Source organism: Streptococcus hillyeri, assembly GCF_003686955.1.
Taxonomy (GTDB): Bacteria; Bacillota; Bacilli; order Lactobacillales; family Streptococcaceae; genus Streptococcus; species Streptococcus hillyeri.
Map to the genome: position 1 here is coordinate 297,923 of NZ_RCVM01000001.1, position 19,671 is coordinate 317,593.

The window sequence follows — 19,671 nt, forward strand, 5'->3', positions numbered from 1 at the left end:
CTGAGACGTTCTCAGCTTTTTTAAGTGGCTCTATAAGGGTAAAATTAATTCTTCTTCGTCAGACTCAGAATCTTCAGGAGCAACAATTTCAATAATCAACTGGTGGGGAAGGCAGATAGAGAATTGCCCGGCTCTCTGTATCCAACCCGTGTTAACAGCGATCTGGTCAGGACTATTATCTTCTCTGACACGGATACGTGAGCCATCAACCTCTACAATATTATATTGCCCCTCAGCAGGATAGTAGGTCTTTTCAAAATGCTCACCACCCTCAGATAAAGGAAATTCATCAACAATCTCACCCTGAATCTTAACAATCGCTATTAAATGGGGTTGAGACTCCTGATGAGCAGTGCGATACCAAGTCACACCAAGAGGAAGAAAGGATAAGATAATCGCTAAGCTAATAAAAAGGTAGTCAAAAGGTTTAAAGTACTCTAATAAAGTTATTCTTGATTTTTTCACAGTAACTATTGTATAGAAAAATAGGGGTATTGTAAAGGAAGAAAATGTTTACGTAAATAAAATTATGTAAAACATATATTTATGAACACTAAACAAAATTTTAATTACTTACTGCAAAGTTTCTATAGATAGAGTGGGACGGACGATTTAATTATAGGGCAATGCAATGGATAAAAAATCATTTAATGTAGCAACATAGAAATCTACGAATTAAATGTAAGTTTCGGTTTAGTTTTGTTTACAGATATACGATATTATGATACAGTGAATGTATAATTTATATAATAATTATAAGAGGAATTTAATGTGAAGAAAGTACTGTTGGGAGCTGGATTGTTAGCGTCGATAATGGGGGCACAATCGGTTCATGCACAAATGAATACAAAGTCGATTACTTATAAGTATGTGACTGAATCAGAATTGACCTTGGAAGAGCGTTCACGAATTAAGACGCATTTATCAAGCGATGAGGTTAACCACAATGATGAATACATTATGGTGTTTAAGCCTAATGAATTGCCTAAGACAGGGGATGCAACCTCGCTCTTAGCACCAGCTTTAGGGATTGGCCTAGGATTAATTCTTATTCGTTTACGTAAAAAACGTATCGCATCAATTGTGATTCTAACTGCTATGGGACCTATGTTTGTTAGCTCCGTTAGTGCAACTAATTCTTTAGGATCTGAACGTCATATTGTTCAAATTGGAGACAAACTTCCAGACATGAGGACTTCTATTCCTAATTATACCTTTGTTGGTTATATCGAAAATGATATTGAGGATGATTTATTTGAAACGAATGCTTCTGATGATTCCTTTGTAGATGGTAGTGTTGCACCTGATGCATCCCTACCGACAGTAGAAACTCCTAAAGCTGAAGTTTCTGAGATTACCGAAATTCCAAGTGATTACCCAACGGTAGAATTGCCAGAGGCAGAGCTTCCAGAAATCACTGAAGTTCCAACGGAATATCCGACAGTAGAATTACCAGAAGCAGAAATTACGGAAGTTCCAAGTGATTATCCGACTGTAGAGCTACCACAAGCCGAAGTTCCAGAAATTACTGAGGTCCCAATTGACTATCCAACAGTAGAACTACCAGAAGCAGAGCTTCAAGAAATTACCGAAGACACTGAAATTAGTGAAATCCCATCTGATTACCCAACGGTCGATCTTCCAGAAGCTAAAATTACAGAGACGACTCACCCTATTGAAAGCAAACGCGTTGAAGACAGTACCGTTTTTGTTGGCGATGATGCCACGCTACCTGGGACGCCATCGGTAACTTTCCACATTGAAATTGATGGCGAAGCGACAGACGTCACAAGGCCTGGTACCCCTGAGACGACTATTGTCGGAACTAGACCTGTAACTGTTATTAGAAAAGAAACTAAGGTTTTACCTTTTGAGACCGAGGAAACCATAAATCCAGAGGCTTACACTGATGAAGTTGTAGAAACGCCAGGTGTTAACGGCGAGCGAGTAGAAGTGATTACGACTAATGAAAAAACAGGTGAAGTGACAACGACTGTTGAATCAGAAACACCTGCTAAACCTCACACGATTGTTAGAGGTAGCAAAGAAATTAAAAGTCGTATTGCAGAAATCAATGTAACTTCTATTCCATTTACGGAAACCATTGTTGAGGATTCAGCTCTACCTGTGGGTCAAAGTGTTATTGATACACCAGGTGTGGATGGTGAACTTGAAACCACTGTTGTCTATGAAACGATTAAAGGTGTTAAAACTGATACTGTTATTTCTACAGAGAGCAAGCGATTAAAAGAGCCTGTTACACAAGTCAAACGTGTTGGTAAGAAAGTGGCAAAAGATGAGCCGACTGTAACATTTAAAACACTGTCAGAAGACGATCTCAATAAAGACATTTCAGTAACGCACACGATTAACGATCCTGATAAGGCGTTAACTGCAACAACTTTTACCATTTATAATAAGCAAACCGGTCAAGCTGTTAAGACTGTGACGATTACTGATCAAGCTGTCAATGTGACGGATGGTTTAGACTATGACACGCCGTATGAAATTGAAACGTCATACACATACGATATCGGTGCAGGTTCGGTGACTAAAACACTCCCTGATCGCGTTCCGTTTGAACTTGAAATCAAGAAAATTGAAATGCGTAATATCGTTTCAACCAAGTTGTTTGAAATGGTTGACAACACACCAGCTGAACGTAGTTCGCTTACCAGTCAACCAACAGATATGTCTAAGTTCTACATTCAGATTGATACGACAGACAAGCGAGATGCTTACATTCCAGTTCATGCGATTGAAGAAGCAGTCGTAGATGGTGAAGCGGCTTACAAAGTAACCGTCAAAATGGATGAATTGGTTCAAGACCGACAAGGCTATAAAGAAGACTACACTTTCTATGTGCGTAAGTCTAAGGTGAGCGCTAATAATACTTACTACAATTTTGGTGATTTGGTGACAGCTATTAAGGCTAATCCGCTCGGCCATTTTACATTAGGAAGTGACTTGTTCGCTCCTGAGGCTAAAGACGCTTACGTCAAAGAATTCTCTGGTATATTAACGGGTGGCAACTTCGCTATCTATAACCTGACAGCGCCACTGATTGCGAAGGCGAGTGGAAAAATTTCTGACCTTGACCTTAAAAACGTTAAGATTAATTCAGACCAGTCCTTTGTCGGTGCCCTTGCAGGGGAACTTACCACAGGTGCTCGGCTTGAAAATGTTGCCGTTACAGGCAATATCACTGGTAAAACCATGGTAGGTGGTATTGTAGGTAAAGCGACAGAGTCACATATGGAAAATGTTCTCTTTAAGGGAACAGTAATCTCAACAAATACTGATCAAAATAATGCTAACTTTGTTGGTGGTTTAGTTGGTCGTATTGAACATGGCGGTATCAATCGTGGCTATGTCGATGCAACAATCGAATCATCGTCTTGGAATAATAATCAACGCGTTGGTGCTGTTGCTGGATCGCTTTATACCACTAAGGGAACCGGAATTGAAAATGTTTTTGCGACTGGTTCAGTTATCAACCACAACGCAGGCGTTCCCAAAGGTGCTTCAGGTATTGTCGCTTCGATTTGGCAAAATGGTTTCTTGCGCAACGCTGTAACAGATGTTAAGGTGACAAATGGTGTCCATGTTAATAGTGATGTAAATCATGGCTGGGCCAATGTTAATCGCCAGACTGTTCTTGTGACACCAAATGCTTCTGCAACCGATAAGGATTTGTGGAGCAAGGTTGATGAGAAGGCGATGGAAAAAGTAGCAGGATTTGGCATTAATGTGGCTATTAATCCTGATGGTAATTTGAAACTTTATGACACAAGTTACACGGTGGATTATACAGACCTTCCAAACTATTCTGCGACAAAAGCCATTGCTTATAAGAATGTTGAGAAGTTGTTACCTTTCTTCAATAAAGAAACCATCGTTAAATACGGTAACCGATTGACTGGTGATTTAGCGACTAAAACAATACGTTCAGTAACGCCAATGAAAACTGGCAAGGTGGTAACCCATGTCGATGATAATACTGACATTGACAGTATTCTAATCCACTTTGAAGATGATACGGTTCTTACGCAAAATGTAACTTTCAAAGAAACCTTTAAAAATTCTGGCGTCCTAGAATATGATCTAGCAGGTTCGCTTTACACACCAGAAATGCTAGTTGGTAACTATGATAGTATCATTGCTCGTGTGTCGCCAGCAATTCAGCAAATTGACTATCATTCACAAGCAACAGCTGAAATGCTTGGAAAAACAGCCACTGAAAAACAAATTCAAGACCATGCCAAGAGTGAGAAGCTTAACATCGAAGACGGTCGTACCCATTGGTACCGTACGCGCATGGATGAGTTGTATCTAAAACCAACGATTGATCATATCAAGGCAAACTTGACCGATTATTTGCGTAACCTTCTAACAGCAGATGCGTCAGTTAATACGCTAGGGAAGGCTGTTGAAGATGCGATGGTTCACAAAATCACAAGCAATAAGGAAAAACTGATTTTCGGTTTAGCTTATATGCAGCGTTGGTATGATATCGACTTTGCTAAGATGAATGTCCGTGACTTGATGACCTATCATCAAGATTTTAATGGGTCACCAATTAGTGCTATTGATTTCTTGATTGCGCTAGGTAGCAACTATGAGAACGTTAAGTTATCTAACAACTTGGCAACGTATCGAAATAATATTAAAACTGGTGATGAGAATACTATTTTAGACTTTTACACGGATTTCCGCGAGAAGTTTACGGATTATGCTGATGATCAAGAATGGTTCAAAAACACTTCTGAAATTATTGTCAGTGAAAATCCGTCTCTCTTAAGACCTGATTTTGATGTGAGCATCTGGCAACGACTTACTGCTAGTGATTATGAGCGTAAGCATATTTTACCGCTTTTAACAGCTGATCGTGGTGTTTATGCCATTACAAGTACCCACGGTATTATGTTTGGTGGTATTGATACCTACAAAAAACGTGCCGAGTTAACTGAGGAAGAATTTGTTAAATTTGAAGAGACTGTTAAGAAAATTGGTGAATGGCACCGTGCCTACTTTGATTTCTGGTATCGTGTAGCTAATGCTGATGTTAAGGACCGCCTTCTCCGTATTGAGCCATTGCATACTTGGGATGCTAAAGGAAATTCTCCATGGACTGGAGACACCATTACAGAGTATGTCAATGACTTTGTAGGACCAATCGGCGTTCGCTGGGCAATGAATGGCTCTGCAGCTTACGCAACTGGTTATGCAACCTACTTTGTTGCTTATCAAGCGCTAAACCAAGCAGGCCATACGACCTATACCCATGAAGCAACTCACAATTTAGATGGTCAGGTTTATCTTGGTAAATATGGCCGTCGTACGCCATCGGGTGCTGAGATGTATGCCCGCGGTCTCTTAGAAACCGCAGGTTCATCAAGTCATGGTATTATTGGACTTAATATGACCTATGATTGGACAGCCGACCGAAACAACGCTGTCAAATCACAAACTATGGTACATAATGCCTCTCCAGACCGTTTCCAAAATGAACAAGATACTAATGATTACTTACGCCGTGCCTTTGATGTTATCTACTCACTGGATATTTTAGAAGCGGAATACGCACTTAAAAACAACAAGGTAGGAGTGCTCTTCAATAAAATGGATAGTTCTCACCCAGGTTGGTTAGCTCAGATGACTCGTGCAGAAATCACTGATCCATCAAGGATTAAGACACTCGGTGACTTTGTCGATAATGAGCTTATTTCATACCGTTATGGTCGTGGTAGTGCAGATGGTTACGGATTGCGTGAAAATGGTTATTGGTTTGTCTCTTTAAGTGCTCCGATTTTCGGTACAGGTACTGGCCCTAAAGGTATCGCAAGCGATCTTCCGTATAGACGTATGGCTTGGGAAACTTGGGGGAATGCTGGCTATACCGATGGCTTCCTAAACTATGCTTCCAATAAACTTAAGGTCAAAGATGGCCCGAATGTTACAGATAGCATGATTGCTAAGGAAATTTCAAATGGTCAAACCGATGATCTCAAACAGCTCAAGAAGCAGTGGTTAACGGAACGTCAAAACAAGCTAAATAAACTCAAATCCATTACCTTCACAATGAATAACAAGGTTTATACGCTTAATGGCGTAGAGGATATCCGCAAACTTATTGATGACACATTAGCAAGCGATTTGGCAAACAACAAACGTGATATCGAAAAAGTTAAAAACCACATCTTTGCAGCTTATCTACGTGATACAAATGAATTCCGTACAGACATCTATAATTAAACCTTGAAACGTCGTTTTATCGACTAAAAATAGTATCAGAAAATAAATCTGGTAAGATAACTAAAAACCCTTCTTGGAAACATGGCTATTTCTAAGAAGGGTTTTATTTTTGCAGGTATCCGTAAAAGAGATAGTGTTTAGAGGAGCGCCATAACCTCAAGACGTTCGTTAGTCTAGTAATGAAGATATTAGTCCCAATTTTGTTGTTGAATGAGTCTTTATCAAAACTAAAAATTTATGAACAATTGAGACAATGAGGTCTGAACCCTTGTTAATACTGAATTAGAATCATAAAGTACATTCTCTAAAAAATGTACTTTATTTTTGTTTTGTACATTATTTTAGACACTAATAAAGTACAGTATTGGGTATAGATTTTGTAGTTATGGTGGAAATTCAATTGTACAAAATGAAGTAGAAAATAGCGGTGAGATAATAGGCCCAATTGTACATTTTTTGAAGATAATATAGTGCATATTAAGTGCAATAGTATTGGCTACATACCGTATTATTTATATTGTTAGTGGTATAATAAATGGTAAATAGTGTTATGTAGTGAGGTGAGTGTTTGGCAAACAATAGACAGATTGAAACATTGGGTGTTGAATACCTAACAACATTTATCAATAAGCATAAGTTGCTTCAGACATATTTTGATAATAATGATAAAACTCCATCGTGGGACGGAGAAGTCCATGTGCTTAGAACTTCTAGCGAGAAGAAGAGCGAAATATTTGGTAAAGTACCTGTTCAAATTAAAGCTACAAAACAAAAGAAAAATATGCTTAAATATTTTTCATTAGCCATGAATGATTTAGAACTATATTCAAAAAATGGTGGAGTAGTCTTATTCGTTGTTTGGTTGAATGAGAACGGTGATTTAAGAGATATATATTATAAGTCACTGCCTCCTCTTTCTATAAAGAAGCTGATTAAAAAAAGTAAATTAAAAACTAAGTCTGCAACCCCAAAAACGGTTTCGATACAGATTCATAAATTAAATGAAGAAAAACTGTATCCGATGTTAGTTGATTTTATTTCCAATAGTCGCAAGCAATATAGTTTTATAGACGCTGATGGAATCTCAATCGAAAATATTGCAGATGATAAAGATATAACGTTCTATTTTTATGGTCAAGATAAAGGAGATATTTTTAATTATCAAGAGGAACATGATCTCTTTGTATATGTTAAAGATCCAAAAACTGGTGTTGAAATTCCTCTTGATAATACAATAAGAGTTGTTGAAACTTACGAAGAAACAGATTTAATTATTGGAGTTGGTAGTCATATATTTAAAGATGTAAAGAGGCATCATTTCCCTGATGGGAGTGTACAACTTCATTTTGGCGGAGCCTTTAAAATGTTTGTTGATGTTAATAAAAAGCTATTCAAATTAAATTTTGTAAGATCTAATATGCTATCAAAAGCAATAGAGTGTACTCAAGCTCTTCAAGAATTAGGAAAAACAGGATATTTCACTCTCAATGATAATGAAATAGAGCTAGATGAACAGTCCTTATTAGATATTACTTCTCGTGATTTAGACGATCAGATAAAAGAATTATTACAGATTTCAAACTTCATGATCAATATGGGTATAAAAAAAGAGGTTGATCTATCTTTATTTGATAATCAATCTCAAAGAAACCTAAATGTTCTTAATTCAGGTCTATTTTTAAAAGAGAAAGTTACCCCAGAGTATGATGAGTCGAAATTACTTCATCTTAAGATTGCAAATATCCACATTATCACATTATATGAATTTGAAGATGATAAGAACGGAACCATGATAGACATCTTTAATGAAACTCCTTGGTGTCGAAGAGGAGAAGATGAAGATTATTCAGATATTTCTATTTTTGAAGTTTTTGAACCGAATGAATGGTTAAAGATAGATAATTGTAACTTTGATTCAGTAATAGCCTCCTATCAACGACTAGTTGATAATAACTTGAAATATGACGGAGCTGACAACACAATAATCAAAATAGTTGCTGCTGCCGACATGGCAGAAGACATTTCAAGAAGAGAATTGTTACTAGATTGGGCTCAGAGACTTTCTGACTGGAACTTAAATTATTTTAAAAATAGTGAGATATCTATCATAAATGACTTTCAGATTAAGTCAAGAAATCGTGAATTGAGTAATATTGAGCTGGAAATTCTTAGTGAGATATTAATCAATAATTATGGTAAAAATGAAATTTGTTTTGGTGCGTCCGTGTTATTAAAATCAAAACCTCAAGCTTCCTTATTTTGGAATAAGCTAGATAAAGAGACACAAGAGCATTATTTGGATTACCCTATTTTTAACTTATACAAGAGATTGTAACTATAGGCAGTAGTAAGTGATTAATTTATATTAGTTTAAGGGTGTTTGTAATACCATTAAATGAGTCTTTAAAAGAAGTCTATCTTCTCATAAATACATTCAGGAGAAAATGAATAGCCCAATTCATCGGCATTGAGAATTTGGGCTATATTTATGTGATTATTTACTTATTGACAATCTGATGTAGAGCCTATAGTGAATTTACGAAAGTTTTACATTTCCGTCATTGATAAGACCCTCTTATTCAAATCAAGATAATCATCTAAAGTACTTTTAGTTTTTATGAAATGCCAATTGTACAAAAACCATTGCCTAAACTCTTGACCTGTCATTGAAGATATTTTCTTCAGAAGTTCTTCGAGGAATATGGCTTTCTTGTTTTTTTGATTGCTCTCACCTAACATAAGCTTTTTCCAGAAAGACTTTTTGCCTGAAGAAATCCTGCTTAAAATATCAGTAATATTATCTAGAGACGGGCTTACTTTACCTTCATTACAATCTCGTAGTAAGAGATAAAGTTTTTCTTGAGAAATTTCGTACTGAGAACCGTTCATATTGATGCCTAAGTTACGAATTTCGCAATCTTTGACAGAGTTGTTTACAACAAAATCTTTATACAGCTCTTTGTAATTGTCCATAGAAAACAATAATTTGATTATATAGTCAAATAGGAATTTTTGTTTATTATCGGATTCTCTATAATCTTTGATAGCTTGTGAAGCCTCAAAAATCTTATTATTATCAGTAGTGGTCATAACGAAGAATTGGAATTCTTCATCCGTTAGATATTCATTTTCGATTATTGTTACCACTGTAGCTATAAAAGGATTGATTGAGGTAGTGCTAGTAAATGAATATGATTTTTTTAAAAGTTGTAAAAAATATAAGTTCCCATAGTCTGAAAGAAGGAACTCGTTTTTTTGAATTTCTTTCTTTGAAGATAACTCAATAACTTTTTCACCCACATTTGTTAGGTATCTTTCAGAATTGCAAAGACCAAGCTGCTCTAAAAAAGAGGTGATTGCTCGTGCATCTTTATCTGGCAAAGAACCTGCATAATTGATAATGTCAAAAGAATTCAATTCCTTTAAGAACTCTGAATATAAAGTATTCCATTTCTCTGTTGGATATTTCTGCCTTACGTTTTGTAGTGCGCGACAACCAATCTCTAACTTTAGTGGTAAAGTGCTTTGTCTAAAAGTTGTAGTACCAAGTGACCAAATAAAACTGCGGTAATTATAATTGCTCATTTTGTAACTCCGTTTCTATAGTTATATTATACCAAAAAGTAATGTTGACGGATACATGACATTTGAATTACCGATTTATATTTTGATAATATTATAAAAGGCTAAGATATTTTTTATCTTAGCCTTTTATTAATTAGTAATTTGTTATCAATATCTCGATCGTTTCCTTCGCTTTTGCATTTGACTGATAATTTGAGTTGTTATAGTTGTAATTCAAAGTGTGTACATTGTATTTTCTAGACCAATCTATCAGAATGTCGTTTCGTTTTCCTTTATGAATAGTAACGTTGGAAAGTGCAAATTTGATATTTTGGTTATCTAGTTCATCAAGTAAGGCTAGTAAATCCAGTTCATCTTTCTCTGTCCATCCACCATTCTCATTATAAGCAGCAGTTGAAATAAGGTAGGGTGGATCCAAATAAATAAAATCATCTCTCTCAAAGTTATTGTTTTGAAGCACTGAGCGAAAATCAGTGGAACTATAGATAATATCTCTATTCTGTATCTGAGTTAAGAAGTTTTTTAATTTCAAAACCATCTTTTGGTTAAAATCTCGTTTACCAGGAGGCATATTAAATTGATTCTTACGATTGAAACGGATTTGATTATTAAAACCATAAACAATTAGTAGATAGAAAACAAGAGGTTCGATTGTGCTATCAAAAATACCGTGGTTAAAGTCATTTCTTAACCTTATATAGCTTTCTTTGTTAACATCTTTTAGCCCCTGTGAAGAATTGACGTTGTAGTATTCATACCCCAATTTTTTGGTATTTGATAGACCATACTCTTTAATTAGATTTTCTATCACATTAATAATCTCGGCATAGTCATTTTTGGAAAAATAATCATAGAGCTTAACGACCTCTTTGTTAATATCGTTTAAAAAATACTGCTCAGCCTCAACATTGATAGTGACATTTGCCCCTCCTGCAAATACATCGAAAAATCTATTGATGTTTTTAGGGAAGAGTGGAAGTAGTTGGGGCAGGAGTTTAAATTTTCCACCTGTGTAATTTATTGCTGATTGACTAATTTCAGTCGCTTTGTTTTTTTTACTTTGAAGTTTTGAATTAAACACTTCACATAAATAGAGTAATTCTTTATGGTCTTCTATATTTGTTTTACCGGTTGTAAACACCTTGAATGGGGTTTCGAAAACCTTAACACTTCCTTTCTTACTTAAAATTTCAATGATTTCTTCATTGGAAATCTTAGCATTGGAACGACCATTGCCTTTTTTAGCCATATTATTGTAGGAGACAAGAATGTATTTTGCATTGATGTTTTCAATTAAATCTTGAAAGGCTTCAGGTGCTTTTGAAGTTGAATAGTTGGACTTAATATGTGCACGATCCACCATCTTACAGGCTACACCAGTTACCTCTGGTTTTTTCCAATCAATAACATTCTCCAATAGATGATAAGCGTCCCCATATTGCCGAGAATTATAAGGGGTGTCAATATAGACCAAATCAGCTTTTATTTTTTTAACCAGTTCATTCGCGTCTTCACAGTAGATCTGGTTATTATTATTTTCGTTGTATTGTGGTACTTTTAAATGAATCGGTGTGAATGAATCAAGCTTTTTACGATAGGCGTCATAGTGCCCTACCGTATTTGCTACTTTATCCATAGCATAAATAAGAGAGGTCAAAAGAAAAGATTTTTCCCTTTTGTTTATGTCGTAAGATTCAATTTTTTCACGAATAGCTCCGATTTTTCTGGCATTTTCAAGTGAAAAATATTTGTCACCAAAGTTTTTAGAGAAATAGTTATCAGTAAAAGAGTTAATATTGTTGAGTTCAGCAATCAAATCACAAACCTTAGAGTAATCTATTTTATCATTTCCAAACCAGGTATTATAGCTAATTGTGTTGGAGTGCAGGATGTCATTTATAATAACCTTCGCTCCTTTACGTCTGAACATATCTGAAACAATCCCAGTTCCACCGAAGATGTCCGCAACTGATTTTACTCCTTCAGTGTTCTCAGTAACAACTCTATCGAGAAAATCAAGCATTTTTTGTTTTGACCCTAAGTATCTTCGATTGCCAATATTTAAAGGAGTTTCGTCAATTTTTTTAAGATTGTTATACTTCGTCTTCATGTCAATGATTTCTTTTATGCCTTGCTCATCAGTTTCTGTCCAAATATACCAGTTTCTAAAGTCTTTTTTAGGAGCTGGTAGAAGACCTTCAGAAATCCAGTTATGTAAAGTCTGACGTGTCACATTGTATTCTTTTTCAATTTGTTTAGTTGATTTCAATAATCTCACCTTTTATAGCAACTATGCATCTATATATTTTTACAAATAAGTATAACATAATTCTGCTGAAATTGAAAATAGTAATTCTCAGAATTTCAAATCAAGTTAATGTTAGTAACGTTCTAAGATGACAATTCAATCAAAATATGATATAATGCAAAAAAAGTAAAAATAACAAAAGTAACTTACAAAAGTAAAAGAAAAAGCGTAAATAGATAGCCACGGTAGGTATTCTCTACATCGTTAGAGGGAACCTACTGTGGTTGTCAATGTTGCTGAGCTAGTGAAAAGCTCTCATTACTAAGATGAAGTTACTTTTGTTATTGAATCAATTTAAATAATAAAACGATCAATGAAAGTACTCATCGATTTTCCCTTTTAAGGGAGATGATACTGATTTGGTCGTTTTTTTCGTTTCTTAGAGGTAAAAATCCACGTCAGTACATTCAATCAAAGTAAAAAGGAGGTGCTATGAAGTTCGTGGTTTACAAGCATTCGTTAATAATTGGCGATAATAATATTGTGACCAAGCAATTCATAGTTCTAAAGCAAGATGACGGTACGTTACAATTTACCAATTTTCATCGATACGTCAAATCTGCTAACAAAGTAAAGTCAGTATCTGATGATGGCAACAAGAGGTTTTCCTATGTTGTTAAGTTTCTGAACTATGTCTTTGAGGAAATGAGAATTACTTCTCTTGACCGTCTTACGATTGATATGGTTAAGGATTTTCTCATGAATTATGGTTTAGGGACACTACCCGGGGACACTAGAAAGCGCAAGAAGACAACTATTTGGACCTGTCTTAATACTGTCCTTGATTTTCTGACCGAATACCTAAAAGATAGAAAAAAGAAGGCTATTCTACACCCTAGTGATCTATATGAAACAACGACCTACACTAACAAGAAAGGTAGGCTGATCAAGAAGAAGGAGACTACTTTTGAAGTCTTTGTAGATGATAGCCTGACTGACCAGATGATATTCAGGGACATGCCTAATGTCGCATTTGAAATGCTGTTTGCTCATATTGCGCATCATCACCGAGATTTGCTTATGGTAGTAGCACTAGGAGCATTTGTTGGCCTACGCCCATCGGAGGCTTGTAATGTCAGGCGAGAAGATAGTCCGCTTGGTCCTGGCATCCTCTTTCATCAATCCTATGATGAAGTCTTTAAAATTGAGATTGATCTTAGAAAAGAAATACCACTTAGAAGTGATCTCAAACCCACAGGAAAAATCAAAAAGGAGAGGTTGCAATCTGTTCCTTATATCTTTCTGGAAATATTTCTAGATACCTACAACGACTACATGACATACTTGGAAGGGAAGAAGTATGAAAAGGACTACGGGCCGCTTAGTCTCAACAAGCAAGGAAAAGCATTGACCTATGATGTCTACTATCAACGGTTCCGTAAGATAATCAGGGAGGAGATGATACCTCTTTACCTAAAGTCTGATGACGCAGAAGTAGTATTCTTTGGCCATCTGTTGCAGGAGCATAATATATCCCCTCATATCTTTAGACACTGGTATACAACGCAGCTTGTACTATCTGGCGTGAATGAGATTAGCGAGCTTATGTCAGCTAGGGGAGATAAGTCTCCAGAGAGCGCTTGGGTTTATCTACAAAACAAGGGAGAAATTGCTAAGCAATATGGTCAGGTCAATGATGGCGTATTTGATTACATGAAATGGCGGGCCAATAATTTATACAGTCAGGAGGAAGAATAATGGCGGTATTATTAAAAGGCTTTTTGGAGAATATTCTCTTAGAGTTAGATCAAAATAATCCAAACATTAGATACAAAGTGAGTCAGTTTTTACTGGACAACAACTGGTTTAATATTAAAATTAACCATGATAATTTTAGCATAAGTGAGATTGACGCTCTCACCTTAAAAGAGCGTATTGTTGATTTCCTTACGGAAGAAAGTGGATTAGAGCGACTAAAGGAAATTTTCTACTACAGATTCCCCGAAACATTCAATACGTTTCAGAAATTCATAATTGAAAGTAAGATTGACGAAGCAAGTCAGTTTTACCTTCAGGATTTCTTAGCCTATCATCTAACAAAAGATCTCTTTCTCTATAGTGATTTTGAAGTTGAAAATTTGATGGAGAATGCTACTGAGGTGTTAACCAAAACGCATGGTATGAAGTTAACACAATTCATCAAGTGGCTATTAGAGAAAGGTATAACGAAATATCGTAAATCCTATGAGATGACACAACGCTACACTCTTGAAGATAAGAATGGAGCTTACAAATTAGATGAGTACTTGGAGCTGATGTACTATCTGTTCAATGACGACTACATCGAGAAAAACGATATGTATTATCAGGCAGCAGTCTCTAAAGATTACGCGGATACCTGGTTGTACTTGGCATTGCATTTTATTTGTGCCCTTAGAACAACGGATTTAGAACAACTCGGACACCCTAAGCTACCCGACACCCCAGAAGTTGTTTTAGAGACTATTAAAAATGGTAAATGGAGATCAGTAGATGCTAGAAAAACCCTTTTAAGTATTACAACCAGGTTAACCTATCTCAATATCACACCCAACAAAACAAAGAGGTCAGCAAATGTAGGACAGTTAAAATTTCACGTTCCTGAGAGTTGTCAAGTTCTCATTGGAACACTCTTAGCTATCGCTGAGTCACATTATCAGCTAGATAAATCTACTACAGAAGCACCTTTAATCCGAAAAATAGCTGATTATGAGCGCATTTCTAAGTATATGGGTGAAGAAATTGGTGAGCTGTTCTTAGAACGGGATTTTAGCAGTAGGTCTGCAAACAAATCCTATCTGCAAACCATTGCTATGTTGGCCAATGATGTGCTGGAGGAAAAGTCGGAGTTAAATATCAAGGGATACTTCTTGGCGTCGTTGGCTAGGAGCCACAAAGGATCCTACGATGAGTTTGCCCAAACAACTACAGTCTATCTGAAAGACGCTCAACTAGGGCAGTTGCGGCCAGAAATGGTGGCTAAAGAACTCTTCGAGCGAGGTGTATTGTCAATGGTACCATCAATGCTGCTGACAATTGTGACGAGAGGACAATACAAAGAACTGAGTCCCAGTCAACAAACTCAAATGATAAAAGAGCTAGATTTAACACCTGCAGAGATTGAGAAAACTTTAGAATTGAGTGTAAGAGCAGATAGTCGCTCAAAAAAAGCATTACAGACAGTAGTAGAAGAAGGACTTCAGCCTAATCAGATTCTGACCGTCTGTCATCGTATTGGTAACGGAGAGGCATTCTCAAAACAAGCTGAGAGTATGTGTTTGCTCTCTGCACTCGGACAGCTATGTCCCTATGATGACCGACAACACTGCGTAGGCTGTAACTATGAGTTGCAAACAAAATCAACCTTGTTATTGCTCATAGGAGAGTTTAACAGGCTTAATCGAAAATATACGAAGGTGAAAAGTGACTTAGAGAAAGGAAAAATCAGAGCTATTTTGGAACATCAAATCAAGCCCTGTCTTGAAGATATGCTACAAGCGCTTTCTGACCAATATGGAGAAGAAGTGCTAAATGACTACGAAGAAATCATAAGGGAGTTAGTAAGTTGAGTAATCAAGCTAAATTATTTCGTTCCATAACGGATGTTACGATATTCGATGACGGTTTCATCAAGCAAGCTAGGGAACAGTTCGAAGATTATGTATCAAAAGGCATAATTTTAACTACCAATTTCGATGAATACAAGTGGCAAACCACAAACGAATATCAAAATATTGGGTTTCTATTCAATGTGAATAGCTTTCAGTACAAACGCTATTTCGAACCCTTATTAGGGTTAACTCACGCTGAGTTTATTGACTATTTAAAGAGTTTCATCGTTCTCTCAATGGATAAGCATGTCTTACAATCCTTACAACACTTCTTACGTGACATCAAACGGGTTATTAAGGAAGTAAAGCAAGATGTGGTTGAAGATGTTGAGAGTATTAGGATAACTTCACCAACACTTTGCATAAACTTCTTATCAAGTTTACCTTCACCGGATGATAGTGAATTAGGACTAGTACTGGAACAACTGGACAACGTGCTTAATGTCAGCTATCAAACCAAGCCTAAGCAACAGAGGCAACTTGCCCAGTTTCAATCCTACTTCGTTTTTAACGATATTTTGACGGACTATTGGTCGAGGCAACTAACCATTGAAGAACGCTTATTCTACTATCCTCTTTATCTCTGGTGGCAGATTACAGCAGTAGTGCCACTTAGACCAAGGGAATTTCTCCTTACTCAAAGAAATTGCTTAACAGAGAAAGATGGGAAGTACTTTTTAACATTGAGGAGGAATAATTTGAAAGGCTCTGATAAGGGTGTATCCCATAAAATCTCTGAGGATTATTACCTGACTACCTATGAAATCCCTTCAACGTTGGCAAATGAGATTTCTTATTACCTAGATAAGACAAAAACACATACTTCCACTCAACTAGACACTTTATTCCTAACGGATAGCCATTACAAACGGTGGGCAAGAAAGGCAGGCATCAAAAATAGGTTCCTAACTTACACCAACCTCAACACGATACTGAGGTATTTCTTCAACGAGGTGATCAGAAAAGATTATGGCTACCAGGTTTATCACATCAATCCACCTGCACGCCTAGAAGATAATGAAATCAATTTTATCCATATCGGTGATACCAGACACATCGCTATGATAAACCTTATTGCGGAAGGGGCTAACCCAGTTACAGCCATGCTTTTAGCCGGTCATGACAACGTGACGACCTCATCGCATTACTTTTCAAATCTCAGCAACTTCATTGAGTGCCGAAGCTATCACAAGTGTATCGTAAGTTAACGAGTTCTCAAGTCACTTATGAAATAAGCAAAAGCAAAGCAAAATATACTATCGGAAAAGCTTACACTATGTTGGAAAATAATGCCCGGTGTTACTCACCACGGTTTGCAGCAGGTGATTATTCCGACTGTCTCAAAGTCATTAGTAAACACGCTGAGTTAGGAGCTTGTACAAGCTGCCCATTTTACAGAAAAGCAGGAAGAGATTATTTTTCGATGGACCAGTCTTATAAAAAAAGCGTGGATGAAGAAGCAATGATTGTAGATTAGGCAGTAAAACGTGTGAGGGAAGGAAAAGGTAACATTGAAGATATAGGTGAAGCTTTACTAAAACTGAAAACCGTAAGTCACTCCTATCAAGAGTACCTGGCTTCAAAGCAACTTTCTCAACCTAAGATGGAGGGCTAAATGGCAAGGAAAAAACTCATCGAAGATGAAGTCTTAATTACTATACTAGAGGATTACCTTATTGAAGAGTGTCAAGCAAACTATAAACTTTTTAAGTTACCAAGATTTGGTGATTATCTAAGAAATAATGGTTATCCAGCGGTTGCTGACACAACTCTACGTAGGAACACAGTATTTAGAGAATATATTGAAACTCTTAAGCACAAATATGAGGACGAAGGCGTGCTAGCTGTCTTAACTTATAAGACACTTGACGTGGATAATTTCCTTAGAATCCACTCTTCTTTACCAGCACTTAAACAAGGATTGGTTAAATTGAACGACCATCACAAACGCATCACAGAAGCAGCGATAGAGTTTAAAAAAGAAGTAGAAGTACTAAAAAAAGAAAAGAGCAGTCTTCAGGATCAGCTTGAAATAATGAAGCAGGAGCTAAGTGATAATAAAGAGAAACTGATAGCTGATAAAAGGCTTGAAAAAGAAAACCAGAAACTTAGAAATTTAATTAAGTCGAGTGTGTATCCAGAGGAGATAGCTAATGAACTCCTAAAGGCTGATGGTTTGCTGAAATTGGATTCCGATGTTATTCAGGTAAGTTATCTTCAAAATGAAATACTAACCGCTGATTCCGAGATAAATTTTCATCAAAAAGATACATCTCAGACTTCAAGCAAGCAAAGCAAAGTCGTTAACATCAAAAACTTACTAGATAGCAAAACCAAATATTAAGGAGGTATCGTATGAGGTTACTAAAAGATTTTCCAGAGGTTTTGAAGTGTTGGGATTATGAAAAGAATAATCAAAAAGGAATGACGCCTGAAAGATATAGTGCATGTTCAAATAAGAAGTTTTTCTGGAAATGTCTCACCTGTAATTTTGAGTGGATGGGAACCATAAAGAAAACTGTTGAACACTATAAAAAACACAATAGCCCCTGTATGGAATGTATAAAGACTGAACAGAGTATCTATACCAAGTTCCCTCAAATTGTAAATTATCTTAACTTTAATTACGAAGACATATATACTATAATTGAGACGTTACAAAACACTTTAGTCATAAGCAAAAATATATTTCTTTTTAAGTGCCCAACGTGTAGAAAAAATTGGAGAGATTATGCAGACAATCTACGATTAGTGCAACTTGAAGATGGTACCTTATGTCATAAAAACTGTAATGAAACGACACATAACTATAATTATAGTGACATTTACCCAAACCTGGAAGCCATATATGTCGGTGACTTCAGCAAACTGAATTTAACGACTAATATCTCTACGGTGCAAAATTGGTGTTGTAACAAGTGTGGTGTAAACTTTAAGTTGACTATTGATAAAATACTGAATCGAATATCAAGGACGGGCGGATACTGTAGTAATTGCGACGCTTCCTTTGACACTTCTTTACCCATTAGTTCTAAAGCCTGTCCACTTACATTTCTAACAAATGAGCATTTTCTTGATTGGTCTCCATTGAACACTCTCCAAAGTAATCAGGTAGATGCTTTGAGTAACATAGAGCTACTTTGGAACTGTGTAAAATGTAGTGGCACTTATAGTTGTACTCCTATAGATAAAATAACTTTCACATGTCCCTATTGCGATAATAAAGAAATGCTAAAAGGATTTAATACCTTAGAAGTGAAGTATCCACAATTAAAAGTGTTTTGGAACAGCTCTAATCCAAAAACTTTTGCTGATTACTGGGAATTTTCTAAAGAACAACTAAGATGGAATTGCCCATGTTGTTCAATTCAATTTTCATGTAGTCCAGCCGAGTTAGTAGCAAAAATTAGCAAAATTAGTTTTGATTCCATGACTTGTCCCAATTTTTGTGATTGGAGCACGAAGGTGTTAGTATATAGAACATTTGCCGACAAACCAATACTGTTACATGAATGGAGTAAAAAGAATAATGTGCTGCCTCAAAATGCCCTACATCACATTGATACCAAAAAGTATTGGTGGGACTGTTCAATATGTCATGGGGAATATCTTTGCTCTATTCCAATCCGTAGAGAGGTAGATAATACTTGTCCTTACTGTAACATGGAAGTGTTAAAGCCTGATTTTAACAGCATAGGATGCAACTACCCAGATCTCAATCAGTACTGGAGTTACAAAAATCAAAAAACAACAGACGAGATGATGCCTTGTAGAGCTAGAAATGTTAATTGTTACCTATTTTGCCCCGAGTGTGACCAAGAATTTCGCACGACAATGATGAATTTATTCGAGAAATATGACAAAAAGGGTATACATAGCGCCTCTGTGAGCTCTGTCCGTATTGTACAAAACAACTTCCTATACCAGGTGTGA

Annotated in this window: 10 protein-coding genes; 7 read left to right on the plus strand and 3 right to left on the minus strand. The window is 36.3% G+C overall.

From position 1 onward, the window contains the following. Positions 1-30 precede the first annotated feature (30 nt). Positions 31-465 carry a NusG domain II-containing protein gene (locus EAF07_RS01330; protein WP_121834494.1) on the minus strand — a complete coding sequence of 145 codons (435 nt, stop codon included), beginning with the start codon at positions 463-465 and terminating at the stop codon, positions 31-33. Positions 466-771: 306 nt separating this feature from the next. Between EAF07_RS01330 and EAF07_RS01335 the strand changes: the two genes are divergently transcribed. Beyond that, on the plus strand, positions 772-6,255 hold the full coding sequence (locus EAF07_RS01335) for a ZmpA/ZmpB/ZmpC family metallo-endopeptidase (protein ID WP_142925582.1): 5,484 nt from the start codon (positions 772-774) through the stop codon (positions 6,253-6,255). Positions 6,256-6,823: 568 nt separating this feature from the next. After that, positions 6,824-8,590 carry a DUF4365 domain-containing protein gene (locus EAF07_RS01340; protein ID WP_121834496.1) on the plus strand — a complete coding sequence of 589 codons (1,767 nt, stop codon included), beginning with the start codon at positions 6,824-6,826 and terminating at the stop codon, positions 8,588-8,590. 212 nt (positions 8,591-8,802) lie between these two features. Here the strand turns inward: EAF07_RS01340 and EAF07_RS01345 are convergent, their stop codons facing one another. Together EAF07_RS01345 and EAF07_RS01350 are read right to left on the minus strand one after the other, a co-directional pair. Further along, positions 8,803-9,840, minus strand: a complete 1,038-nt coding sequence (locus EAF07_RS01345) for an AlwI family type II restriction endonuclease (RefSeq protein WP_121834497.1) — start codon at positions 9,838-9,840, stop codon at positions 8,803-8,805. A 133-nt stretch (positions 9,841-9,973) separates the two neighbouring features. Further along, positions 9,974-12,118, minus strand: a complete 2,145-nt coding sequence (locus EAF07_RS01350) for a Dam family site-specific DNA-(adenine-N6)-methyltransferase (RefSeq protein ID WP_425452072.1) — start codon at positions 12,116-12,118, stop codon at positions 9,974-9,976. Between the two features lie 462 nt (positions 12,119-12,580). Between EAF07_RS01350 and EAF07_RS01355 the strand changes: the two genes are divergently transcribed. The 5 genes from EAF07_RS01355 to EAF07_RS01375 all read left to right on the plus strand — a co-directional run bounded on the left by EAF07_RS01355 (position 12,581) and on the right by EAF07_RS01375 (position 19,671). Next, positions 12,581-13,846: a site-specific integrase gene (locus tag EAF07_RS01355; RefSeq protein ID WP_121834499.1), complete on the plus strand. Its 1,266-nt coding sequence runs from the start codon at positions 12,581-12,583 to the stop codon at positions 13,844-13,846. Beyond that, the gene (locus EAF07_RS01360) at positions 13,846-15,696 is read left to right on the plus strand and encodes a hypothetical protein (RefSeq protein WP_121834500.1); all 1,851 of its coding nucleotides are present in this window, start codon (positions 13,846-13,848) and stop codon (positions 15,694-15,696) included. The genes EAF07_RS01355 and EAF07_RS01360 overlap by 1 nt, the downstream gene beginning before the upstream one ends. After that, positions 15,693-16,946: a hypothetical protein gene (locus EAF07_RS01365; protein WP_245962663.1), complete on the plus strand. Its 1,254-nt coding sequence runs from the start codon at positions 15,693-15,695 to the stop codon at positions 16,944-16,946. Before EAF07_RS01360 ends, EAF07_RS01365 begins: the two co-directional genes overlap by 4 nt. A gap of 407 nt (positions 16,947-17,353) precedes the next feature. Beyond that, positions 17,354-18,082: a hypothetical protein gene (locus EAF07_RS01370; RefSeq protein ID WP_121834501.1), complete on the plus strand. Its 729-nt coding sequence runs from the start codon at positions 17,354-17,356 to the stop codon at positions 18,080-18,082. Positions 18,083-18,093: 11 nt separating this feature from the next. Continuing rightward, positions 18,094-19,671: a zinc-ribbon domain-containing protein gene (locus EAF07_RS01375; RefSeq protein WP_121834502.1), complete on the plus strand. Its 1,578-nt coding sequence runs from the start codon at positions 18,094-18,096 to the stop codon at positions 19,669-19,671.